At 62.5% G+C, this 23,578-nt stretch carries 24 protein-coding genes; 23 read left to right on the top strand and 1 reads right to left on the bottom strand.

Annotation, left to right across the window (positions count from 1 at the left end):
* Position 1: 1 nt before the first annotated feature.
* Entirely contained in the window at positions 2-736 is a 735-nt protein-coding gene (hisIE, locus tag DAUD_RS08235) for a bifunctional phosphoribosyl-AMP cyclohydrolase/phosphoribosyl-ATP diphosphatase HisIE (protein WP_012302704.1), read from the top strand.
* A gap of 62 nt (positions 737-798) precedes the next feature.
* Here the strand turns inward: hisIE and DAUD_RS12830 are convergent, their stop codons facing one another.
* On the bottom strand, positions 799-1,323 hold the full coding sequence (locus DAUD_RS12830; RefSeq protein ID WP_012302703.1) for a thioredoxin family protein: 525 nt from the start codon (positions 1,321-1,323) through the stop codon (positions 799-801).
* 296 nt (positions 1,324-1,619) lie between these two features.
* Here DAUD_RS12830 and pcrA point away from each other — a divergent pair, with 296 nt between their 5' ends.
* From pcrA to remA, 22 genes are all read left to right on the top strand, one after another.
* Positions 1,620-3,758: a DNA helicase PcrA gene (gene pcrA, locus DAUD_RS08225; RefSeq protein ID WP_041571277.1), complete on the top strand. Its 2,139-nt coding sequence runs from the start codon at positions 1,620-1,622 to the stop codon at positions 3,756-3,758.
* Between the two features lie 176 nt (positions 3,759-3,934).
* Complete coding sequence (locus DAUD_RS08220; protein ID WP_012302701.1) at positions 3,935-4,810, top strand: lipid II flippase Amj family protein; 876 nt, start codon at positions 3,935-3,937, stop codon at positions 4,808-4,810.
* 157 nt (positions 4,811-4,967) lie between these two features.
* The gene (gene ligA, locus DAUD_RS08215) at positions 4,968-6,986 is read left to right on the top strand and encodes an NAD-dependent DNA ligase LigA (RefSeq protein WP_012302700.1); all 2,019 of its coding nucleotides are present in this window, start codon (positions 4,968-4,970) and stop codon (positions 6,984-6,986) included.
* A 104-nt stretch (positions 6,987-7,090) separates the two neighbouring features.
* On the top strand, positions 7,091-8,413 hold the full coding sequence (gene spoIVB, locus DAUD_RS08210; protein WP_012302699.1) for a SpoIVB peptidase: 1,323 nt from the start codon (positions 7,091-7,093) through the stop codon (positions 8,411-8,413).
* 162 nt (positions 8,414-8,575) lie between these two features.
* The gene (gene spo0A, locus DAUD_RS08205; protein ID WP_012302698.1) at positions 8,576-9,346 is read left to right on the top strand and encodes a sporulation transcription factor Spo0A; all 771 of its coding nucleotides are present in this window, start codon (positions 8,576-8,578) and stop codon (positions 9,344-9,346) included.
* 134 nt (positions 9,347-9,480) lie between these two features.
* Positions 9,481-10,608: a putative cytokinetic ring protein SteA gene (gene steA, locus DAUD_RS08200; RefSeq protein WP_012302697.1), complete on the top strand. Its 1,128-nt coding sequence runs from the start codon at positions 9,481-9,483 to the stop codon at positions 10,606-10,608.
* A gap of 11 nt (positions 10,609-10,619) precedes the next feature.
* The gene (locus DAUD_RS08195; protein ID WP_012302696.1) at positions 10,620-11,486 is read left to right on the top strand and encodes a copper transporter; all 867 of its coding nucleotides are present in this window, start codon (positions 10,620-10,622) and stop codon (positions 11,484-11,486) included.
* Positions 11,487-11,500: 14 nt separating this feature from the next.
* On the top strand, positions 11,501-12,196 hold the full coding sequence (locus DAUD_RS08190; RefSeq protein ID WP_012302695.1) for a glycosyltransferase family 2 protein: 696 nt from the start codon (positions 11,501-11,503) through the stop codon (positions 12,194-12,196).
* Positions 12,197-12,202: 6 nt separating this feature from the next.
* Positions 12,203-13,045, top strand: coding sequence for a hypothetical protein (locus DAUD_RS08185; protein WP_012302694.1), 843 nt, complete (start codon positions 12,203-12,205; stop codon positions 13,043-13,045).
* Between the two features lie 3 nt (positions 13,046-13,048).
* Complete coding sequence (locus tag DAUD_RS08180; RefSeq protein ID WP_012302693.1) at positions 13,049-13,744, top strand: hypothetical protein; 696 nt, start codon at positions 13,049-13,051, stop codon at positions 13,742-13,744.
* A gap of 22 nt (positions 13,745-13,766) precedes the next feature.
* Positions 13,767-14,009 (top strand): 4Fe-4S dicluster domain-containing protein, encoded by a 243-nt coding sequence (locus tag DAUD_RS08175; RefSeq protein ID WP_012302692.1) that lies wholly within the window; start codon positions 13,767-13,769, stop codon positions 14,007-14,009.
* Position 14,010: 1 nt separating this feature from the next.
* Entirely contained in the window at positions 14,011-15,102 is a 1,092-nt protein-coding gene (locus tag DAUD_RS08170; protein WP_049752597.1) for a 3-methyl-2-oxobutanoate dehydrogenase subunit VorB, read from the top strand.
* Complete coding sequence (locus DAUD_RS08165; RefSeq protein ID WP_041570893.1) at positions 15,062-15,814, top strand: thiamine pyrophosphate-dependent enzyme; 753 nt, start codon at positions 15,062-15,064, stop codon at positions 15,812-15,814. Before DAUD_RS08170 ends, DAUD_RS08165 begins: the two co-directional genes overlap by 41 nt.
* Positions 15,815-16,393, top strand: a complete 579-nt coding sequence (locus DAUD_RS08160; protein ID WP_012302689.1) for a 2-oxoacid:acceptor oxidoreductase family protein — start codon at positions 15,815-15,817, stop codon at positions 16,391-16,393.
* Positions 16,386-17,492, top strand: coding sequence for a M20/M25/M40 family metallo-hydrolase (locus DAUD_RS08155; RefSeq protein ID WP_012302688.1), 1,107 nt, complete (start codon positions 16,386-16,388; stop codon positions 17,490-17,492). Before DAUD_RS08160 ends, DAUD_RS08155 begins: the two co-directional genes overlap by 8 nt.
* Positions 17,493-17,503: 11 nt before the next feature.
* Positions 17,504-18,340, top strand: a complete 837-nt coding sequence (gene dapF / locus DAUD_RS08150; RefSeq protein WP_012302687.1) for a diaminopimelate epimerase — start codon at positions 17,504-17,506, stop codon at positions 18,338-18,340.
* A gap of 83 nt (positions 18,341-18,423) precedes the next feature.
* Positions 18,424-19,602 (top strand): LL-diaminopimelate aminotransferase, encoded by a 1,179-nt coding sequence (locus DAUD_RS08145; RefSeq protein WP_012302686.1) that lies wholly within the window; start codon positions 18,424-18,426, stop codon positions 19,600-19,602.
* Between the two features lie 42 nt (positions 19,603-19,644).
* Positions 19,645-20,838, top strand: a complete 1,194-nt coding sequence (locus DAUD_RS08140) for a pyridoxal phosphate-dependent aminotransferase (protein WP_012302685.1) — start codon at positions 19,645-19,647, stop codon at positions 20,836-20,838.
* Between the two features lie 433 nt (positions 20,839-21,271).
* Positions 21,272-21,547, top strand: coding sequence for a hypothetical protein (locus DAUD_RS08135; RefSeq protein ID WP_012302684.1), 276 nt, complete (start codon positions 21,272-21,274; stop codon positions 21,545-21,547).
* 93 nt (positions 21,548-21,640) lie between these two features.
* Positions 21,641-22,222 (top strand): hypothetical protein, encoded by a 582-nt coding sequence (locus tag DAUD_RS08130; protein ID WP_012302683.1) that lies wholly within the window; start codon positions 21,641-21,643, stop codon positions 22,220-22,222.
* Positions 22,223-22,393: 171 nt separating this feature from the next.
* Positions 22,394-23,272: a YicC/YloC family endoribonuclease gene (locus DAUD_RS08125; RefSeq protein WP_012302682.1), complete on the top strand. Its 879-nt coding sequence runs from the start codon at positions 22,394-22,396 to the stop codon at positions 23,270-23,272.
* Positions 23,273-23,290: 18 nt separating this feature from the next.
* Positions 23,291-23,578, top strand: a complete 288-nt coding sequence (gene remA / locus DAUD_RS08120) for an extracellular matrix/biofilm regulator RemA (RefSeq protein ID WP_012302681.1) — start codon at positions 23,291-23,293, stop codon at positions 23,576-23,578.

Here is a 23,578-nt window from a genome sequence, read left to right as displayed (position 1 = left end):
GATGCCGTACAAACTGGACAAAATCAAGCTCGACAAGGACGGTCTGATCCCGGCCGTTATTCAGGACGCGCGGACCTATGAGGTGCTCATGGTGGCCTGGATGAACCGCGATGCCATTGAGAAGACCGTGACGACCGGTCACACCTGGTTCTGGAGCCGGAGCCGCCAGAAGCTTTGGCAGAAGGGGGAGACCTCCGGGCACGTGCAGATAGTGGACGAGATCTATCACGACTGCGACGCCGACACCTTGCTGATCAGGGTGAATCAGGTCGGCGCGGCCTGCCACGAGGGTTACCGCAGTTGTTTCCACTACCGGATGGACCCCACCGGCGGCGTGGCCGTCGTGGGTGAACTCGCCTTTGACCCGGATGTGGTGTACGGGCGCAAGCCGCCCGAGGCCGACGAGGTCAAAAAACCCCGTAAGCGGGTGCTAAGCGAGGAGGAGTTTCAGGCCACCTGCGGGGTGCTGGAGATGCTGTACGCACTGATCAAGGACCGCAAGCAAAAGCGGCCCGCCGGCGCCTACACCACCTACCTTTTCGACAAAGGGTTGGACAAGATCCTGAAGAAGGTGGGCGAGGAAACCACCGAGGTCATCGTCGGCGCGAAGAACAACATCCGCGAAGAAGTGATCAACGAGGTGGCCGACCTATTCTTCCACGTCCTGGTGCTGCTCGCGGAGAAGAACGTGCACCTCGACGACGTCCTGCGGGAACTGCAGGCGCGGCGGAAGTAGAAAACGGTGGGGGGAGGCGGGCGTGCCCCCTCGCCCGGCGCTTCCGGAACCGTGTGTTTCCCTTATGAATTCGCTTCCTTCAGCCACGCAACCAGTTGGTTTCTGGTCGGGGCCTTCCCGGCCAGCTTGACCTCTCCGTTGATCAGGAGCGCCGGAGTGATCAGTACCCCGTAGTTGGCGAACTCGGCGATGTCGTCCACGTATTCCAGATCGGCCGCGATGCCTTCTTCCGCCACCACGTCGCGCACCAGCTCGAACACCTGCTTGCAGCGGCTGCAGCCCGGTCCGAGAACCTTGATCTCCAGGAGGCCGGGCACCGGGGCTCGTTTTTCCACGGGCAACCCCATCCGGATCCGGTAATAGCGTGCCAGATCGGCCCGGTACTCGTCCAGGGCTGCCTCGGGAATGTAGTTATTCGGACGCAGCAACTCCACCAATGCGTTTCCGATCTCCCGGTCCGTTTTCAGATCCAGTTTTTTCACAGCCTCTAGGGCGTCGTCTATGCCGATGATTCCCACCCGGACTCCCCCGATGTTGACCTGGGTGGCTTCAGCCTTCCCGGGTTCATCCTTCTTCTTGAAGAACACGGCCCTACCCCCTTATCAGCTGTTTATCATATATTGGTATACTATGATGTCCTTGGCCAGCCGTCAAGGGCCCATGATTTTTGCACCATGGCTCCCATCGCGATGTTAGTCGCGCCTGGACCGCGAGCCCAGCCACCGGATCACCACCAGGATGCGGGACCGCAAGGGAGCGCCGGTAGGGCGATCACGAAGACCGCCAGAGCGGTGGATCACCTATTCCGGGCCGTGGAATCCTGTGTCTTGCAGTCCCGCCGGTGATATAATGGGAGAGATTCATTTTGCTGGAGGCAGGGGAATTGGATTTTCTGACTGAACTCAACCCGGCCCAGGCCGAGGCCGTGTGTCATCCGGGGGGGCCGCTTCTGGTTCTGGCGGGGGCCGGCAGCGGCAAGACTCGGGTATTGACCAGCCGGATCGCTTACCTGGTGCGGGTCCACCGGGTCGAGCCCCACCGCATCCTGGCCATCACGTTCACCAACCGGGCTGCCCGGGAGATGAAGGAGCGGGTGGCGAGCCTGGTGCCCCACGCGGTGGACGACCTGTGGGTGATGACCTTTCACGCTGCCTGCCTGCGCATCCTGCGCCGGGAAATCGAAAAGCTCGGCTACAGCAAGAACTTCGTAATCTACGACGAGGCCGACCAACAGACGGTCATTAAGGATTGCCTGAAGGAATTGAATCTGGAACCCCGCCAGCACCCGCCGGCCATGTTCAGCGCCGCCATCTCATGGCAGAAAAACGCGCTGGTCGGCCCGGCGGAGTTCGCCGGGGCCGCCTACGACCAGCACCAGGAACTGACGGCGCGGGTGTACGCCGCCTACCAGGCGCGCCTGGAGCGGAACAACGCGCTGGACTTTGACGATCTCCTGTTCCTGGCGGTGCGGCTTTTCCGCGAGTTCCCACCCGTCCTGGAACAGTACCGGAGGCGTTTCTTGCACCTCCTGGTGGACGAGTACCAGGACACCAACCATGCCCAGTACGTCCTGGTGAACCTTCTGGCCCAGACGCACCGGAACCTGACGGTGGTCGGCGACCCGGACCAGTGCATTTACGGCTGGCGGGGGGCCGACCTCCGGAACATCCTGAATTTCGAGCGCGACTATCCCGACGCCCGGGTGGTGAAGCTGGAGCAGAACTATCGTTCCACGGGCCGCATCCTGGAGGCGGCCAACCACGTGATCCGGTTCAACCGGCACCGCAAGGAGAAAGAACTCTGGACGGCGCGCGGCGCGGGGGAGGCGCCGGTGCTGCACCAGGCCCGGGACGAGAGGGCGGAAGCCCGGTTCGTGGCCCGAGAGATCCGGCGCCTGCGAGCTCAAGGCCGCAGTTACCGTGATTTCGCGGTGTTCTACCGCACCCACGCCCAGTCCCGGGTGCTGGAGGACGAACTCCTGCGCCACGGGGTGCCGTACACGATCATCGGGGGCGTGAAGTTTTACGACCGCAAGGAAATTAAGGACCTCTTGGCCTACCTGAAGCTCATCGTCAACCCGGACGACGACGTGGCGCTGACCCGGATCATCAACGTGCCCCGGCGGGGGGTGGGGAAGGCTTCGCTGGTCAAGTTTTTCGCCTACGTCCGGGAGAGCTCGGTGGCGTGCGCGGACGCCCTGCGGGAGGCCGACCGGATAAGGGGCTTGAGCGCCGGGGTGCGGGAGGCGATGGGCGCACTGGGCGAACAGTTGGCACGCTGGCGGGAGCGGGAGGGCGGGGTGACCGGCCTGACCGAGCAGGTGCTGGAGGAGAGCGGGTACCTGACGGCGCTGGAGGCCGAGCGCACGGTGGAGGCGCGCACCCGGATGGAAAACCTGAGCGAGTTCTTGTCAGTGACCCGGGAGTTCGACCTCCAGCGGGGCGGGACCCTGGCCGAGTTTTTAAACGACCTGGCGTTGTACACCGACCTGGACCGTTTCGACGGGGAATCCAGCCAGGTGACGCTGATGACCCTGCACAGCGCGAAGGGCCTGGAATTCCCGGTGGTCTTTCTGACCGGGATGGAGGAAGGGGTGTTCCCGCACACCCGGGCCTTCTCCGAACCGGTGGAGATGGAGGAAGAACGGCGCCTCTGCTACGTGGGCATCACCCGGGCCCGGGAGCGCCTTTTCCTGACGCTTGCCGAGAGTCGGCTCTTGTACGGGAATGTTTACTACGGCGTGCCATCACGGTTTCTGAGGGAGATCCCGCCCGAGCTTTTCGCGGGCGGGGAACCGGAAGCAGGGGCCGCTGCGGAACAGGCGGCGGAACGGCCGGAAACCGGAAGAGCCGAGTTCCGGCCGGGCGACCGGGTCTGGCACGGCAAGTGGGGCGAAGGCATGGTGGTCCAGACCGACGGGACCGGCCTGGACGCCCAGGTGAAGGTGGCGTTTCCCGATCAGGGCGTCAAAACGCTTATGGTCCGCTACGCGCCCCTGGAACTGCTCCGGGGCCGGGGGTAGAGCCGGTTAGAAAGGGGAACTGGATCAAAAAGGGGCCTGGCCCCTTTTTTCATTCGCTGTCTGGCTGAAGGAAATTAATAGCAGGAGTTGAATTCTAACCGGAGATAGCGGGGAAAGAGCGGCGGCTGGCGCGGCGTCCGATTCTTGGGCCGCCGAACGGGGAAAGCTAGGGTAAGATGGCGACACGTTTAATTGTCGTGGCCGTGCTGACCGCGACGATCCACCTGATCAACACCCTGATTTACGGGGTGCGCCTGTCCGGGGTCCAGACGCGGCGCCTGGCCACCGCGATTTCGCTTTTTAATATCATTTTCTTGATTTCAAGCGCGGCGCACACGATTCAAGCCCCGCTTCTGTCAACGATCGTGGAGGGGGCGATCAACCGCGGCCTGGCCGGGGCGGCCCACCCGGAACGGGTCGAGGAGGTGGTGGCGTCCCCCTTCTACCAGGCACAGCTTGGAATCCTGGCCGACGACATCCGCCTGGTGATTCTGGCGGCCACCTTCGGTACGGTGGTGGGGGCGTTCCTGATCCCGGTGTTCGTGCAGGTGTTTTCCCGGGTCATCCTGGTGTTTGACGAGGTGGGTTCGGTGCCCCGCCTGGCGGCCAGGGTTCTCTTCTCGCCGCGCAAGGTCTGGCGCAGCCTGACCGGGGCCCAGATGCCCGGGATGGAAGCCATCCGGGGTGCCGCCCGCGAGCGGCTGCCCATTCCCAAAGGTTTTCTCGTGGCCAACGTTTTTGTCACCGGGATCTACACCATCGGGGTGCTTTCGGCGTTATACGCAGGGGCGCTGTTCCCCCAGTACCGCACTACGGCCGTGCTGCTCTCGGCGATTGTAAACGGGTTTGCGACCGTGCTGGTGGCCACTGTGGTTGACCCGACCGCCGCCCGGCTCACCGACCAGGCCATGCGGGGCGAACGCAGCCGGCGGGACGTGAAGTTGATGGTGATGTGGCTGGCGGTAACGCGCTTTTTGGGCACTCTGCTGGCGCAGGTACTGTTTATTCCGGCGGCCCTGATGATCCGTTGGGTCGCCCAACTGTTGGTCTAGTCAATAATCCGAGTCTGGGAGAAACTGAAGTTGAAAGCGTTGGAGTGGAAAAGCGGTTACTTTAACCGATGGACGACCGGGGCAGGCGTATCAACCAGGTGTCTCTAAAAGGTTTAGCCCCGTCACTAAGGCTTGACCTTGGAGGTGACGGCTCACAGTGAAGCCGGAGGAAGCGCGGGCGCGGGCCGAAGAGCTCCGCCGCGAGATCGAGTATCATGATCACCGGTACTACGTCCTGGATGACCCGGTGATCGAGGACGCGGAGTACGACCGCTTGGTGCGGGAGCTGGTGGCTCTGGAGACGGCCTATCCTGAACTGGTGACGCCCGATTCCCCCACGCAGCGGGTGGGCGGGCGGCCGCGCGAGGGCTTCGTGACCGTCCAGCACCGGGCGCCGATGCTCAGCCTTGCGAATGCCTTTAACGCGGCGGACCTCGCCGATTTCGACCGGCGGGTGCGCACCGGCCTGGCTGATGAGGACGTCGACTACGTGGTTGAACTGAAGTTCGACGGTGTTGCCGTTTCCCTGACCTATGAGCACGGCCGCCTGGTCCGGGGAGCCACCCGGGGAGACGGGGTGACCGGCGAGGAGATCACCCCCAATTTGCGGACCATCCGGTCCATCCCCCTACGCCTGCGCCAGCCCGGGGCCCCGAACGTGATCGAGGTGCGGGGCGAGGTGTACATGCCCAAGGAAGCGTTCGCCCGCCTGAATGAACGTCGGGAGGACGCCGGGCTGCCCCTTTTCGCGAACCCGCGCAACGCGGCGGCCGGCAGCTTGCGCCAACTCGACCCCGGGATTACGGCGGAGCGGAAACTCGATATCTGGCTCTACGGGATCGGGTACACGGACGGCATCGTTTTCGGCCGGCACAGTGAAGCCCTAGCCTGGCTCGGCGAACAGGGTTTCCGGGTGAACCCGCACACCCGCATCTTCTCGACCCTGGAAGAGGTTGAACGGCACCTGGAGCACTGGCGGGAAGCGCGGTTTGAACTGCCCTACGTGATCGACGGCCTGGTGCTGAAGGTGGACCGGCTTGACCAGCAGGAACGGCTGGGCACAACCCTGAAGAGCCCCCGCTGGGCGGTCGCCTACAAGTACCCGCCTGAGCAGGCGGAGACGACCGTGGAGGACATCATCATCCGGGTCGGGCGCACCGGCGTCCTGACGCCGACCGCCGTGCTGAGCCCGGTGCGATTGGCTGGAACGACGGTCAGCCGGGCATCCCTGCACAACGAGGACCTGATCCGCGAAAAGGACATCCGGATCGGGGACGTGGTGTTGATTCACAAGGCCGGGGACATCATCCCCGAGATCCTCGGTTCCAGACCCGAAAAACGCACCGGGCGCGAAACTCCTTTCGCCATGCCCGTACAATGCCCGGAGTGTGCTTCACTCCTGGTCCGCCCGGAAGGGGAGGTCGGGGTCTACTGTTCCAACGTTGCCTGCCCCGCGCGGCTTGAGCGAAGCCTGCTGCATTTTGTTTCCCGGAACGCTTTTGCTATCAACGGCCTGGGGCCAGCCGTGATTCAGCAGTTGTTGGAGCGCCGCCTGGTGGCGGACCCGGCCGATCTCTTTACCCTGACCCGCGAAGAACTGGTCGGCCTGGAAAGGATTGGACCGAAGTCGGCCGACAATCTCTTAAAGGCGATTCAGAACAGCAAGCGCAACTCCCTGGCCCGGCTGATCTTCTCACTCGGCATCAGGCACGTCGGTGAGCGGGCCGCGCGGCTTCTGGCCGAGCGCTTCGGTTCCCTGGCCGGGTTGATGGCCGCCGGCCGGGAGGAACTCGAGGCGGTGCCCGAAATCGGGCCGAAGATCGCGGACAGCGTGTTGAATTTTTTTGCCCGCGAGCAGAACCGCCGGGTGGTGGCCAAGCTGGTGCGGGCCGGCGTGAATACGGTGGCAGACAGGCCGGCCGCCGCCGGTACCGGGCCGCTGGCGGGCAAGACCTTTGTTCTGACGGGCACTCTGGAAGAGTTCTCCCGGGCGGAGGCCGCCGCCCGCATCGAGGAACTCGGCGGCCGGGTGGTTTCCAATGTCAGCCGCCGGACCGACTACGTGGTCCTGGGCAAGAATCCGGGCGGGAAATACGACAAAGCCGTAAAGCTCGGGGTCAATATTATTGAAGAGCCGGAATTCAAGCGCCTGCTCTCCGGTATCCAATCATATTAATTACCAATCCTTATGTAATCGGCGTTCGGCTCTGGTGACCACATTTTCCTGATATAATTGCATTTTGACCGGGGCACTCTGAGTTTAAGAGAGGGGGAATCGGAGTGCCTGGGTCCATCAGAAAGAGAATTTCCCAAGCCGGCTTTATTTTTTTTGCTATTTTGCTCATTTTCGGTTGTTTTACTCCTTTTTCACGTAGTTTTTTCGGTTTACCCGTCTATCAGAACATACTGGTAGGGGAGTCGGTTGCTCCTTCCCTTCAAGTGCCCGGATCTCTAAAATCGGTTCTGCAGTGGGAGTCCGACCGCCCGGAAGCGATCCGGCTGCTGGAAACCGGCGGGTCACCGGTGATCAGGGAGGCCGGTGAGTACCGCTTGAGTCTGAAACTGTTCGGATTTATCCCTCTGCGACACCTGACCGTAAGCGCTGTGCCCGAAGTGAAGGTGCTGCCGGGCGGTCAGTCGATCGGTGTGCTCCTTCATTCCCGGGGTGTGATCGTGATCGGTGAAGCACCCCTCGAGAGCGGGGAGAGGGAATACAGCCCGGCGTACCAGGCGGGCATCCGGGAGGGGGACGTGATCCTTTCCATCAACGGCCGGGAGGTGCGGTGTGAGGCCGACGTCCGGGAAATGGTGAACGAAGTAGGCGGAAACGGCGAGAGACTGGCCGTGCGCCTGAAGCGTAACGGCGTCGAGTTCCTGGTGGGAGTAACACCCGACTATTGTGAGCGGACCGGCCGGTACCGGGTGGGGCTTTTGGTCCGCGACAGCGCCGCCGGGGTGGGCACGCTGACGTTTCATGATCCGAAAACGGGTTCCTACGGGGCTCTCGGGCACGTGATCACCGACGGCCGTTCGCCACAGCGCCTGGAATTGACCGACGGCCGGATCGTGGAAGCCGAAATCCGCGGGGTGCACCCGGGGATGCGCGGCCGCCCGGGAGAGAAACTGGGTGCTTTTGCGGGGGAAGGTTCTTTCACCGGTTCCATTGATCGGAACACCACGTATGGGATTTTCGGCACCCTGGAAGGGAACATCTCCAACCCGTATTTCCGGGAACCGATCCCAGTGGCCCTGTTGCACCACGTACGGCCCGGCCCGGCCGTAATGCTGACCGTGCTTCACGACCGGCAGATCGAACGGTTCAACCTGATGATCGAAGAGGTCCGACCCGAAAACGGCGGTGACGGGAAGGGCCTGGTGATCAGGATCGACGACGAGCGGCTGCTGGAGCGTTCCGGCGGAATCATTCAGGGGATGAGTGGCAGTCCGATTATTCAAAACGGCCGGTTGGTCGGCGCGGTGACCCACGTGTTTATCAACAATCCCTCCCGGGGTTACGGAGTACCTATCGAATGGATGCTCCGGGAGTCCGGCCTGTTGAAGAAACCGACGGAGGTGTCCATCCAATGGCGTAAGGTCGGATAATGACTCATAATGAAGACCCAAGTTGCGCCAAACTTTTTATTCCGGGCCTTTTTAAGTGACAGGAAGTAAATAGTAAAAAAGTTTTTGGGCCAGCAGGATATTTTTGCCTGCCGTCGAAAGCTATTTATTGGAAAATATAAGTAGTGGGAGGCGGGCGTACGTATGCCTAAAGAGACCATCAGAATCCTGATTGCTGATGATAACCGCGAGTTTTGCGAAACCCTGAAAGATTTCATCCAGCAGCAGGACGACTTCGAACTGCTCGGGATTGCCCATAACGGTTTGGAGGCCGTTGACCGTATCGACCAGGGAAAACCGGACGTCGTGGTACTGGACATCATTATGCCGCACCTCGATGGCATCGGGGTTCTGGAAAAACTGGCCACGAGCCACAGCGGTCACCGCCCCAAAATCATCATGTTAACTGCTTTCGGGCAGCAAAACGTAACCCAGCGGGCGGTGGAGTTGGGGGCCGACTATTTCATTCTCAAGCCGTTTGACTTTTCGGTCCTGGCCACCCGGATCCGGCAGTTGGCGAACGGCGTGTGCGTGACGCCGTACGTGGCCGTCGTAAAGGAGAAGAACATGGACGTGGCGGTCACCAACATTATCCACGAGATGGGAGTGCCGGCACATATCAAGGGTTACCACTATCTCCGGGATGCCATTCTGATGGTAATCGAAGAGATCAGCCTTTTGGGGGCGGTGACCAAAGAGCTTTACCCGATGATCGCCCAAAAGTACAACACGACGGCGAGCCGTGTGGAACGGGCCATCCGTCATGCCATCGAGCTGGCCTGGGACCGGGGCAACGTGGAAATGATGAACAAGTTCTTCGGCTACACCATCAACCTGGAGCGGGGCAAACCTACCAATTCGGAATTCATTGCCATGATCGCCGACAAGCTGCGTATCGAGAGCAAAGTCAGCTAGTAACCGAGCTTAATACTGCTTGTAAACCTGGTGGCACAACGCCAGGTTTTTTATTGAGAAACGGCCACGGCTTGCCCAAGTCCAGGCAGGCATACTATACTTGGGATGATTGGCTTAGAGGCAGGTCTTGGTTTATGACCGTAATCAGGGGACGAGCCCGCGTCGACCGCCGCACCAAAAACCTGGTCAAACGCTTGCAGCCCCACGATATTGCCGTTATTGACCACGAGGGCATTGATAAATTAGCGGCCGAAGCTCTGGTCGCCTCCCGGGCGAGGGCCGTGATCAACTGCAGTTCCTCGGTCAGCAATGAGTATCCGAACAGCGGGCCGATGATCATTGTCGAGGCCGGTATCCACCTGTTGGATGCCGTGGGCGCGGATTTCTTGGACCGGGTGCCGGAGGGGGCGCTGCTCGAGATCGTCAATGACACCGTCTACTACGACGGCCGAATGGCGGCCCGGGGCCGGGTCCTGACGCCGGAGATCATCGACTCGGAGCTCAAGGCTACCAGGGAGCGGCTTGACGAGGTGCTGGAGCGCTTTGTGGAGAATACGTTGACCTACGCGCGCCGGGAGGTCGGCCTCCTGACCGGGAACCAGATCGAGATTCCGGAAATCCTGACCCGTATCAAAGGCCGGCACGCCCTGGTGGTGGTGCGGGGTGACAACTACCGCGAGGACCTGCGGGCCATTCACTCGTACATCAAGGAGGTCCGCCCGGTCCTGATCGGGGTTGACGGCGGCGCGGATGCCCTGCGTGAATTCGGCCTGACCCCCGACATTGTCATCGGGGATATGGACAGCGTGGATGACCGGACTTTGACCGCGGCCCGAGAGATTATCGTGCACGCGTACCCGAACGGGCGGGCCCCGGGTCTGCAGCGGGTGAAGCGGTTGGGCCTGAAAGCCAAAGTCTTCGCGGCCCCCGGAACGTCTGAAGATATCGCCATGCTGTTGGCCTACGAAAAGGGAGCCGAGCTGATCGTGGCGGTGGGGACCCATTCCAATCTCTTCGACTTCCTAGAAAAAGGGCGCAAGGGAATGGCCAGTACCTTCCTGGTCCGGCTGAAGGTGGGAGCCCGGCTCATTGACGCCCGGGGGGTGTCCCAGCTCTACCGGAGCCCCTTGCGACCGAAGCACGTCGCCATGATCGTTCTGGCAGCCTCTGTGCCGCTGGCGGCGGTGCTGGTCATGGCCCCGGCCACTCGTGAACTGCTCCGGCTCCTGTACATCCAGTTAAGGGTATTATTAGGGATTTGAGGGAAGATTAAATGATCATTAACCTGCGTTACCATATCGCCTCGCTGGTGGCTGTTTTCCTGGCCCTGGGGATCGGTATCCTGGTGGGCAGTTTCATATTGAGCGTGGACACCTTGGAAAAGCAGCAGGAGCAAATCGCCGAGCGGCTGGAGAACCACCTGAACGAACTCCGCGAGGAGAACCAGGCCATGCGGGCCGAAGTGCTCGCGGTGGAAGCCGAGATGGAACTCCAGAAGCAGTTCCTGCGTGAAACCCTGCCCCGTCTGGTGGCCGGGCAACTGGAAGGCCGCCGGATCGCCCTGGTGCAGACAGCCGCCTACCCGGTGGACACCGACTTGCGTAACCTGCTGAAAATGGCGGGGGCCGAGGTGGTGTCGGTAACCACCATTCCCGGCGGCCTGGAACTGGCTGAACATGAGCAGCAACTGCTGGCCCTGGGTGAGTGGCAGAAGGTGCCGAAAGACGGGCTGCAGGGCCTGGTGGCCGATGAAATGGCCCGCGCCCTGGTGGAGGGACCGTCGCCGGTGGTGGAGTACCTGGTCAACGAAAGGCTCGTGAATATCGACGGCGAGTACGGACGCCCGTTTCACGCCGTGGTGCTCGTGGGCGGCGGGAGCGATCCCGCAGCCGATACGCCGCACTGGTTGGATATGTCCATGATCCAAAGGTTCCAGAGTTACGGTCTCCGGGTGTGCGGCGTGGAGACACGCGAGGCGCCGGTTTCATATATGAAGGAATACCAGACCAAATTGGATTGCACGGTGGACAACGTGGACACCGTTCCCGGCCAGTTCGCGCTGGTCCGGGTGCTGGCCGGGCTGGACGGTCACTACGGCGTCAAGGACACGGCGCAGCGGTTTATTCCAGCCCTGGATTAAGGGGGGGGGGCGAAGTGTCCGCGACCGGAGTGAGCGTGGTCATACCCGCCTTTAACGAGGGCCGGGCGATCGCCCGGACGGTGGCCGCGGTCCGAAACCTGCCGGGAGTCTCGGAGGTGATCGTCGTCGACGATTGCTCCACGGACGACACCGCCGCCCGGGCGCGGGATTCCGGGGCGCGGGTGGTCTCGCTGCCGGTGAACCGGGGCAAGGGCGCGGCTTTAAACGCCGGAATCGCGGCCGCCGGCGGCGAGGTGATCGTGCTTTTGGACGCCGATCTTGGTGACAGCGCCGCCGAAGCACACAAGCTGATACTGCCGATCCTGGAGGGCCGGGCCGACCTGACGATCGCCCGCTTTCCGGCCGCGCGGCGCCGCGGCGGGTTCGGCCTGGTCAAGGGTCTGGCCCGGAGAGGAATCCGCCACTTCACCGGGCTGGAGATGGAAAGCCCGATCTCCGGGCAGCGGGCGGTGCGGCGGGAGTTGCTTTCTCAGTTGCTGCCCCTGGCCGGGGGCTACGGCGTCGAGGTGGGAATGACCATCGACGCGGCCGTGCGGGGCTACCGGCTCCTGGAGGTGCCGGTCCAGATGCGGCACCGGGAGACCGGGAGGAACTGGCGGGGTTTTGTGCACCGGGGCCGCCAGTTCCGGGACATCATGTTGACCCTGATCCGGCGCCGTATTCAGTACCGAAAGCGGACGGCAAGGTGAACTGATTTGGAAGTCCTCATTTTCTTCACGTTAGGGCTGGCGGCGGCCGCCTTTTTTCTCCCCTTACTGATCAGGATTATTGCCGCCGCGGGGCACGTGGGGTACAACTACCGCGGGGACCGCATTCCCGTGAGCGTGGGCGTGCTGTTCTTCATCGTGCCGTCCGTGCTGCTGCTGGGCGCCCTGAACGTGCACCCCGACGGCGCCTATCTGGGATTGGTTCCCGCCTTTGTCATGGTCACCGGGGGCATGTCCTTTCTCGGGTTGATTGACGACCTGTACGGTTCACGTCGGGCGAGCGGCCTGCGCGGGCACCTGCGGCGGCTTTTGCGCGGAGACTTCACCACCGGCGCCCTGAAAGCAATCGGGGGCCTGGTGATAGCCTTCGTGGTCAGTTGGGGCACCACCCCGGGGCACGGGGCCGAGGTTCTTTTGAACACGCTGGTGATCGCGCTGGCGGCCAACGCCTTAAACCTGTTGGACCTACGGCCCGGCCGGGCCGGCAAGGGGTTTATTCTGGGCGGGGGTCTTCTTTTCGCGGCCGCCTGGGGCAGCCCGCTCCTGGTGTTTCCGGCGGTGGTGGCCGGCGCGCTCGCCGCCTATCTGCCCACCGACCTCAAGGCCCGGGTTATGATGGGTGACGCGGGCGCCAACGTCCTGGGGGTCACGCTGGGCCTGACCGCGGCCTGGGTGCTGGCCTGGCCGGCCAAGCTCGCCGTGCTGGCTTTCCTGATCGGTCTGCACCTCCTCACCGAGCGGCACTCCCTGACCCAGTTAATCTCGGGCAACCGGGTTCTGGATTTTGTGGATCGATTGGGCCGTAATCAGGAGGAATTCCCCAAAAGATAGCGAATGGTTAGACTTGTGGGCCGATGTTTTTACCCGGACAAGCGGATCAACATTTTTGTGGGTCCCCTGGGAAGCGGCAAGACCGAACTGGCGATCAACACCGCCCTGGTGCTGGCGGAAAAGGTTCCGGTCGCGCTGGTTGACCTGGACGTGATTAACCCGTATTACCGCGTGCGCCGCGTGAAAGCGGAACTGGCCGCCCGCGGGATGAATGTGGTGTGCCCTCCCGGTAACATGTCGCTGGCCGACGTGCCGGCTTTGCCCCCGGCGATTACCGCCGTGCTGGCCCGGGACGACCTGCGGGAAGTCTTCGACGTGGGGGGCGATGATATCGGCGCCCGGGTACTGGGCCGCTTTCGACCTTTTTTGCCGGCGGAACAGTATGCCGTTTTTTTTGTCGTCAACACCTGCCGGCCTCAAGTAGCAACCTTGACCGACATTCACCGGATGGTGGACCGGGTCGAACGTGCGGCCCGGGTACGGATCGACTACCTAGTGAATAACACCAATCTGGGATTGGAGACGGAAGCGGCGACCGTGATCGCGGGACGCCGGATGCTGGATTCCGTTGTGCGGGCGCGCGGGGTGCCCCTGGCTTTCACCGGGGTACGCCCGGAGATTGCGGAGGCGGTACGGGCTCTGGATCCGGTGACGCCGGTCCTGCCGCTCAAGCTTTTCATGCGGCCGCCGTGGGAATAGAACTAGAAAGGGATGGATAAGTTTGGGCAGCGTCACTTTTCGAGAGGAGCGGTGCAAAGGCTGCGGCCTGTGTGTGCAGTTCTGTCCCAAAAAGATCATCGTCCTGGGGAGCCACTTTAACTCCCTGGGCTTCCACCCGGCGATGGTTGCCAATGGGGCGCAGTGCACCGGTTGCGCGGTGTGCGCCTGGATGTGCCCCGACCTGGTGATCGAGGTTGCCAAGGTACAGAGACCGACGGCGAGGAGGGAGTCAATTGCCTTCTAAGATGCTCATGAGGGGGAACGAAGCTTTCGCCGAGGGTGTGCTCCGGGCGGGCTGCCGTTATACCTTTGCGTACCCGATCACCCCGCAGTCAGAAATTGTACATTTCCTGGCCCGGCGCCTGCCCGAGGCCGGCGGGGTCTTCCTGCAGGTTGAGAGCGAGGTGGCGGCGGTTAACATGGTTTTCGGGGCGGCAGCGGCGGGGGCGCGGGCGATGACTTCTTCGTCCAGCCCCGGCATCAGCCTGATGCAGGAGGGTATCTCATATCTCGTGGGCGCCCGCCTGCCGTGCGTGATCATCAACGTGATGCGGGGCGGCCCAGGACTGGGGAATATCGCCCCTTCCCAGGGGGACTACCTGCAGGCGGTCAAGGGCGGTGGTCACGGTGATTACCGCCTGATCGTGCTGGCCCCGTCCTCGGTTCCGGAGATCATCGAACTTATGGAACTGGCCTTCGAACTGGCCGACACCTACCGCAACCCGGTCCTCGTTCTGGGGGACGGGGTGCTGGGCCAGATGATGGAACCGGTCGCGGTGCACGAGGAGAAACCGGTCATCCTGCCCGAGAAACCCTGGGCCGTCACCGGGCAGGGAGACCGGCCGGAGCGGAACATCATCAGTTCCCTGCATATCGTGCCCGAAGATAACGAACGCTTTAACCGGGAACTGGAGCGGGTTCAAAAGGAAATCCGGCGGCGGGAGCAGCGCGCCGAGGAATATCGGCTGGACGATGCCGACCTGATCCTGGTGGCTTTCGGCACCGTGGCCCGGGTGGCCAAGGCGGTGGTGGACCGGGCCCGCGCCGAGGGCTTGCGGGTCGGATTGATCAGACCCGTCACCCTGTGGCCTTTTCCGGACGACGCCGTCAGCCGGGCCGCGGCTCGGGTGGACGGCTTCCTGGTGGTCGAGATGAACCTCGGTCAGATGGTCGAGGATGTGCGGCTCGCCGTGAACGGGCGAAAGCCGGTCCATTTCTATGGCCGGCCCGGCGGAACGGTGCCCACGGTGCGGGAGGTCTGGAACGAAGTCAAGCGGATCAAGGAGGTGACCGGCGATAAAGAAGATCTTCGAGCGGCCGCAGGCACTAACGGATAAACCCCTGCACTACTGTCCGGGGTGCACGCACGGGATCATCCACCGGTTGGTGGCCCAGGCCATCGACCAGTTGGGCGTGCGGACTCGAACCATCGGCGTCTGCCCCGTGGGTTGCGCCGTGTTCGCGTACGAATACTTCAACTGCGACATGGTCCAGGCGGCCCACGGCCGCGCCGCGGCGGTGGCCACCGGCGTCAAGCGGGTGCACCCCGACCGGGTGGTGTTCACCTACCAGGGGGACGGTGACCTGGCGGCCATTGGAATGGCCGAGACCATCCACGCGGCCGCCCGCGGCGAAAAGTTCACCACTATTTTTGTAAACAACGCCATTTACGGGATGACCGGAGGGCAGATGGCGCCGACCACCCTGGTAGGGCAGAAAACCACTACCACCCCGTTCGGGCGGGACGTGGAAAACACCGGCATGCCGATCAAGGTTTCAGAGCTGCTGAGCACGATTGACCGGGCAGTGTACATCGCCCGGGTATCGGTACACAACCCGCGGCACGTTATCCAGGCCGGGCGGGCCATCCGAAAAGCCTTTGAATTCCAGCTCAGAGGTCTGGGATTCACCATGGTTGAGGTGCTGTCGACCTGCCCAACCAACTGGGGCTTGAGTCCCCTGGAAGCCCTGACCTGGTTGGAGGAACATATGCTCCCGGTTTACCCGCTGGGCGAGTTTCGGAAACCGGCGGAAGAGGAGGCGGTTTAAGTGCTTGCGGAAGTCCTGATTGCCGGTTTCGGGGGCCAGGGTATCTTGTCCACGGGCCAACTCCTGGCCTGCGCCGGGATGCGGGAAGGTCTGCACGTGGCCTGGATTCCCTCGTACGGCCCGGAAATGCGGGGCGGCACGGCCAACTGCGGGGTCACCCTTTCCGATACCGAGATCAGCTCCCCCCTGGTGACGGAGCCAAACGTCCTGATTGCGATGAACGGCCCGTCCCTTGAGAAGTACGGCCCCGCGGTGGTGCCGGGGGGCGTTATCTTGTACAACAGTTCGCTGATCAAAAACTACCGCCCGTGGCCCGGGATCCTGGTGCTGGGCGTGGACGCCAACCGGGTGGCCGAGGAGATCGGGGACGTCCGGGTGGCGGCCAACGTGGTTCTGGGGGCCTATATCGGCCTGTCGGGGGTGATCAGCGTAGCCGCGGCGGTGGCGGCGCTGAAAGAAGTCCTGCCCGCGCACCGGCACAAACTGATTCCGGCCAACCAAAGGGCGCTGGAGCAGGGGGCGGCCCTGGGGGCGGCTTTCAAGGGTGTGCCGGCCGAGGAGAGACTGGCCAGTGGTTAACCGGGAACGCTGCCTGGAAACCTTCCTGGAGTTGGTGCGGATCGACAGCCCTTCGTATCGGGAACGGGAAGTGGCCGACTATCTCCGGAACGTGTTGGAAGGGCTGGGCTGCCGCGTGTTTGAGGACCGGGCCGCCGAGCAGGTCAACGGTCAGGCGGGCAACCTGTACGTCTTTCGGGCGGGCACCCGGGAGGGTCCCACCATCCTGTTTTGCGCCCACATGGACACGGTGGAACCGGGCTGCCGGGTCAAACCGCAGGTGAGAAACGGCACGGTGTACAGCGACGGCAAGACCATCCTCGCCGCCGACGACAAGGCCGGGATCGCGGCCCTATTGGAGGTCGTGCGGGTGCTCGGGGAACGCGGACTGCCCGCGCTGCCCCTGGAACTTTTGTTTACGGTCGCCGAGGAACAGGGGCTCGTCGGCGCCAAGTGCCTGGATGCGGGGCTCGTGACTGCCGAATTCGGGTACGTGCTGGACAGTGACGGACCGCCGGGGAAGATTGTGATCGAGGCCCCGTCCCAGGATCGGATCACGGCCGTCGTCCGGGGCCGGGCGGCCCACGCCGGCATCGACCCGGAAGGTGGAATCAACGCCATTCAAGCTGCCGCCCGGGGCATCGCGTCCATGAGGCTCGGGCGGATCGACCCCGAGACCACGGCCAACATCGGGGTGATCAGGGGCGGGCACGCCACAAACATCGTTCCGGAAGTGGTAAATATCGAGGGGGAAACCCGCAGCCTGGACGACGAAAAGCGGGCCGCCCTGACCGCTGAAATCTGCCGCCTGCTTACTGAAGGGGCGGAGAGCGTGGGGGGGCGGGCGGAAATAGAAGTGGAACTGGTGTACCCGTCATTCCGGCTGCGCCCGGAAGACCCGGTGGTGCAGATCGCCCGGCGGGCCGCGTCCCGGTTGGGACTGGAACCCCGCCTGGAACAGACCGGCGGCGGGAGCGACGCCAATATTCTGAACGAGTTGGGCGTGCCGACGGTGAACCTTTCCTGCGGCATGCAGAAGGTGCACACCACAGAAGAGTTTATCGTGATTGAGGACCTGATCAAAAGCGCGGAACTGGTGCTGGAGATTATCACCACATAGGGGTGGCCGGCGTGGAATTTACGAAAATGCACGGTCTGGGCAATGACTTCGTGATTGTGAACGGGTTCGGCCAGTCCCTTCCGGATGACCCGGGGGCTCTGGCCCGGCGGGTTTGCGACCGGCGGCTCGGGGTGGGCGCGGACGGGCTGGTGCTGCTTCTGCCCTCGGCGGCGGCGGACCTGCGGATGCGGGTCTTCAACCCGGACGGCAGTGAGCCCGAGATGTGCGGCAACGCCATCCGGTGCGTGGCCCTTTACGCCCGCCGGCGCGGTCTAGTTGCCAAAACGCAGCTCGAGGTGGAGACCCTGGCCGGGCTGATCCGGCCGGAAATCCTGCTCGACGGCGACCGGGAAACGGTGCGGGTGGACATGGGCCGGCCGCGGCTGGAGCGGGCCGAGATTCCCATGCGGGGCCCCGCGGGGCCGGTGGTCGGTGAGGTGCTGGACGCCGGGGAGCGGTCGTTTATGGTGACGGCCGTTTCCATGGGCAACCCGCACTGCGTGGTGTTCGGTGCGGACCTGGACGACGCCGGGTTTCGAAAATACGGTCCGCTTTTGGAGGTCCACCCGGCATTTCCGGCCCGGACCAACGTAGAGTTTGTAGAGGTCTTGAGTCCCGGGGAAGTGGCGGTACGGGTCTGGGAGCGGGGGGTCGGGCCGACGCCGGCCTGCGGCACCGGAGCCTGTGCGGTGGCCGTGGCTGGGGTATTGACCGGCCGGACCGCCCGGAGGGTGCACGTGCGGCTGCCCGGGGGCGTACTGCTGATTGAATGGCCGGACGACGCGGGGCCGGTGTACATGTCCGGTCCGGCCGAGGAAGTGTTCGACGGAAAGTGGGTCAGAGCTTAGGAAGCTTAATAAATTTGTCCCCGCCCCTTGAACTTTGAAGTTTTTAAGGTCTGACCCCGGTTTCAGATGAGGAGGAGTATTGCGTGTCTTTTGTGGAGGCCAAGCGGATCCGGAATCTGCCGCCCTACCTTTTCGCCCGGATCGAACAGTTGATCGCCGACAAAAAGGCCCAGGGAGTGGATGTGATCAGCCTCGGAATCGGTGACCCCGACGTGCCGACTCCGGACCACATTATCGAGGCGGCGGAGAAAGAACTGAAAATCCCGGCAAACCACCAGTACCCGAGTTCAGCCGGCATGCCCGCCTACCGGCGGGCGGTGGCGGACTGGTACGCGCGCCGTTTCGGGGTCGAACTCGATCCCCAGCGGGAGGTGGTCTCCCTGATCGGCTCGAAAGAGGGAATCGCACACTTGCCCTGGTGCTTCGTGGACCCCGGGGATGTCGTGCTGGTGCCCGATCCGGGTTACCCGGTCTACGCCGGTGGTACCATCCTGGCCGGCGGGATACCCCACCCGGTGCCGCTGACCGCCGGGAACGGTTTCCTGCCCGACTTGGCGGCGATTCCCGCGGAAACCGCGCGCCGGGCCAAAGTGATGTTCATCAACTACCCGAACAACCCCACCGGGGCGGTCGCCTCGAAGGAGTTTTTCGCCCGGGTGGTGGACTTCGCCCGGGAATACGGCATCCTGGTGTGCCACGACGCCGCCTACTCGGAGATCGCCTTCGACGGGTACCGGCCGCCCAGTTTCCTGGAAGTCGCGGGGGCCCGGGAAGTGGGGATTGAGTTCCACTCGGTTTCCAAGACCTACAACATGACCGGCTGGCGGGCCGGGTGGGCGGCCGGGAACGCCGGTGCCGTGGAGGCCCTCGGCCGGCTGAAGTCCAACCTGGACTCCGGGGTCTTCCAGGTGGTGCAGTACGCGGCCATCGCCGCGCTGAACGGGCCGCAGGACGGAGTGCAGTCCCTCTGCGAAATGTACCGGGAGCGGCGTGACCTGGTGGTGGACACGTTAAACGACCTGGGTTGGCGATTGACGAGGCCCCGGGCGACCTTTTACATTTGGGCGCCGGTACCGGCCGGGCACGACGCGTCGTCGTTCGCCGAAATGGTCCTGGAAAAAGCGGGAGTGGTTATCACCCCCGGCACCGGCTACGGTACGTACGGAGAAGGCTACTTCCGGATTTCTCTGACGCTCCCGACTCCCCGGCTGGTGGAGGCGATGGAGCGGCTGCGCGGGTGCCTGGGCCGGGTTACCTTTTAGACGGTGTTTCGTGTTTGGTGAAAAAAGGGAGGGTGAACCGGAATGGAACTGGCGGAACGGGCCCGGCGAATAAACCCGTCGCCGACTCTGACAATCGACGCCCGGGCCAAGGAAATGCGGGCGGCGGGTATGAACGTGCTCAACTTCGGTGCCGGCGAGCCGGACTTCGACACCCCGGAGCACATCCGGGAGGCCGCGCGGCAGGCGATTGAGCAGGGGATGACCAGGTACACGGCGGTGGCCGGGATGCCGGCCCTGAAACAGGTTATCCAGGAGAAGTTGAAACGGGAGAACGGGCTCGACTACGAACCGGACCAGATCGTGGTTTCCGCGGGGGCCAAACACTCCCTCTACAATGCCTTTCAGGTTTTGTGCCAGGCGGGGGACGAGGTGATCCTGCCGTCCCCGTATTGGGTGAGCTACCTGGAGCAGATCCGGCTGACGGATGCAGAGGTTCGCCTGGTGACCACCCGTGCCGAGAACGGTTTCAAGCTCACCCCTGGGGAACTGGCTGCCGCGCTCAGTCCAAAGAGCAAAGTGCTGGTCTTGAACAGCCCGTCCAATCCCACCGGGGCGGTCTATAGCCGGGCCGAACTGGAGGCCCTGGTCCCGGTGATCCTGGAGGCCGGCCTGACCGTCATTTCGGACGAGATTTACGAAAAGCTGGTGTACGACGATAACGAGCACGTCAGCATCGCCGCCCTGGGTCCTGAAATTAAGGAACGGACCGTGCTCATCAACGGGGTGTCCAAGGCCTATGCCATGACCGGCTGGCGCCTGGGCTACGCGGCGATGCCGCAGGCGGTGGCCCGGGGGATGACCAGGCTTCAGGGGCACAGCACGTCAAACGCGTGTTCGATCTCCCAGGCCGCGGCGATCGCCGCGCTAAGCGGGACCCAGGAACCAACCGCCCGCATGGTGGCCGAATTCGCCGTCCGCCGGACCTACATGCTGGAAAGGCTCGCGGCTATACCCGGGGTGTCCTGTTTTCGCCCGGGCGGTGCCTTTTACCTGTTTCCGGACGTACGAGCGTTTTGGGGCGCGGCGTACCGCGGGCGGCCGGTGACAAACGCCACCGAGTTGGCCGCTCTGCTCCTGGATGAAGTGCAGGTGGCCGTGGTACCGGGAATCGGCTTCGGAGACGATAACTACATCCGGCTTTCTTACGCCACGGACATGGAGACGATCCGTGAAGGCATGGACCGGCTGGCCGGGTTGTTGGGGGCTCTCAAATAGGGGCCGCGGGGCCGCCGCTTGGCTCCGTGCTTCGCGTGGACGTCCCCGGCGGCTTGGTTCGGAGCCCTGCGGGCCGCCTGCGGAATGCCATCGGGGGTGTACCGGTTCAGCCGGCTGATAACGCCCGAGGAGTATATGGTGACCGTTCCCCGGGGATGTGATGTGGCGTCCTCGGCGGCGGCAGGGCTTAGCCTCACCTTCGCCGGGGGCCGTTGGCCACGCTTCGCAATGTCGCCTGCGCCGGCGGTCCCCGCGGCCCGGGTTGGACTAAGGTAGGCGGGGCCGCCGCTTGGCTCCGTGCTAAATATGGAGGTCGGATGCCAGAGGTCTGAGGCCGGATGGAAAAGAAGAGTAATCGTCCGAGCCGGCTGATAACGCCCGAGGAGAATGTTGGGTAAATCCTTTCTGAATCTAACTGACCGGGGTCATTAATTTGGACGGTTTTGTGGTCTTTCACGAAGAAGTGATTCAGTTTGCCGGGTTCGTGAACATTCCCGGCACTCGCGCCGGAGACGATGTACAAATCATTGAGGCCGCGGTGAAGGACTGCACAGCCTTCATTCCCACCAAGATGAAAAACAACCTGGTGATCGAGGGCAAACAGAAATTCATTGTGGATGTACTGATCAAGGTTACCCGGCACGAGCAGATTTGGGTGGAGGCAAAAACGCCTCCCGACAAGAAACCGCCTCATCGCGAGGAAGCTTGAGCCCCCTCCGGGGCTCTTTCCTTTTTTTCCCGGCAAGGGGCCCGAACTTTGCGCGAAACGGAGACATAGTATAGCAGCGGCAGGGGGGGTACTATGGATAACGTTATCAGGTTTACCAGGTCGCAACGTTACCGGCTGTCCCTGGGTCTCAGGGCTCACCAGAAAATCTTGGACTGCAATTTTTTGCGGGTTGACTATGACCACGCGATAACGGCCAAGCAGGAGATACTGGTGTTCGGCACCTACGACCTGGAGCTCAATCTGGCTGAGGGTAACCACCACAGGGTGCACCACTACACACGTTACCGGACCGAATCTTTTCGGGAATGGCTACCTGTTCCCGGTCTGGATAAAGGAAGTTCGCCGATGACCGGCGCCGACATACGTGTAACCGGGGTTAGTTGTGCGGCGTCGGAGGAAGAGTTAACGGTGGTTTTGGAGATGCAGGTTGAAGCCCGGGTTCAACCGCGGCCGCCCGATCTCGAAACCGGGCCGGTGGAGAAAAAACCGCCGGCTTCGGATAAGGCCGGGGAGCCGAACCGGCCGTCCCGCCTCTTTGAGGAACTGAAGGAACTCCGGGCTTATGTCAAAAGACGGGCACGCGGGAAAGTGGACGTTTTGTCCTTAAACGGAGTTCAGGTGGTGACCGACGCGGAAGTGGAGGAGGAGAAATAGGCGCCTCCCGTTATGTTATGTATTGAGAGGAAATAAATAAAAATAATCGTAAGTACGGCATTTCACGTTAAAAACCGTACTTTTTCTTTGTTGTAAGGCAGGGATTTGCCACGACCAGGTAGAAAATATTTGAGGTATTTTTAGCCAAGAATATGCTCGGGTGGTGTAGATTTGCTGCGCAGTATGACCGGATTCGGGCGCGGTGAGGCCCAATACCTGGAAAGACGTTTTACGGTAGAGATCAAGGCTGTAAATCACCGTTACCGGGAGGTGGTCTTGAGGCTGCCCCGGTACATGGCCGTTCTGGAGGACCGGGTTCGAAAGTGCGTGCAGGAATACGTAAACAGGGGTCGGGTCGATGTCTACTGCTTGGTGGAAGAGGGTGAGAAACAGGGCCATACGGTAAAAGTTGACAAGACACTGGCTGTGGCATATTATAAGGCAATGAACGAAATTAAGGACCATCTTGGTTTATCTGACGAGATCAAGATGGAGCATGTTCTTTCCCAACCAGGGGTTTTTATGGTGGACGAGTCCGGCGGAGACCCGGAGGAGTGGTGGCCCGCGATCGAGAGGGCCCTGCACGAGGCCTGCCGGGGGTTGGTCGCCATGCGGGAGATTGAGGGCGCAGCTTTACGGGCCGACTTGGCGGAAAGGGTGACCCGGTTGGCCACCCTGGTTGAGGCCATCTCTGTTCGCGTTCCCGGTATGGTTCAGAATTATCAGGTGCGGTTGCACCGGCGGATCGAAGAGTTGACGAGGGAACCAATAGTTGACCCGGCACGTCTGGCCCAGGAAGTGGCCTTCTTCGCCGAGCGGGTGGATGTTTCCGAGGAACTGGTGCGTCTTTTGAGCCATCTGGCCCAACTGCGGGGCATGCTGGAAGCCAATGAGGCGGTGGGACGCAAGCTGGATTTTCTGATACAGGAGATAATCCGGGAGGTTAACACCGTCGGTTCCAAGGCACAGGACGAGTTTATCGCGGGCCTAGTCGTGGATTTCAAGAGTGAACTGGAAAAGGCGCGCGAGCTGGTTCAAAATATTGAGTAGAATAAGGGGGGTCCGCTCTTGGAAATCAGACTGATCAACATCGGGTTCGGCAACATCGTGTCCGCCAACCGCATCGTGGCCATCGTGAGCCCGGAATCCGCGCCGATCAAGCGCATGATCACGGAGGCCAGAGACCGGGGAATGCTGATCGACGCCACGTACGGCCGGAGAACGCGTGCGGTGATCATCACCGACAGTGATCACGTAATCCTCTCCGCGGTCCAACCCGAAACGGTGGCCCACAGGCTGGTAAGCAAGATGGAACAAGCCCACCATCACCATCACGGTGACAACGGCAAGGATTAG

The sequence above is a fragment of the Candidatus Desulforudis audaxviator MP104C genome (genome assembly GCF_000018425.1).
Lineage (GTDB): Bacteria > Bacillota > Desulfotomaculia > Desulfotomaculales > Desulforudaceae > Desulforudis > Desulforudis audaxviator.
This window is presented reverse-complemented; position numbering and strand designations above follow the sequence as displayed.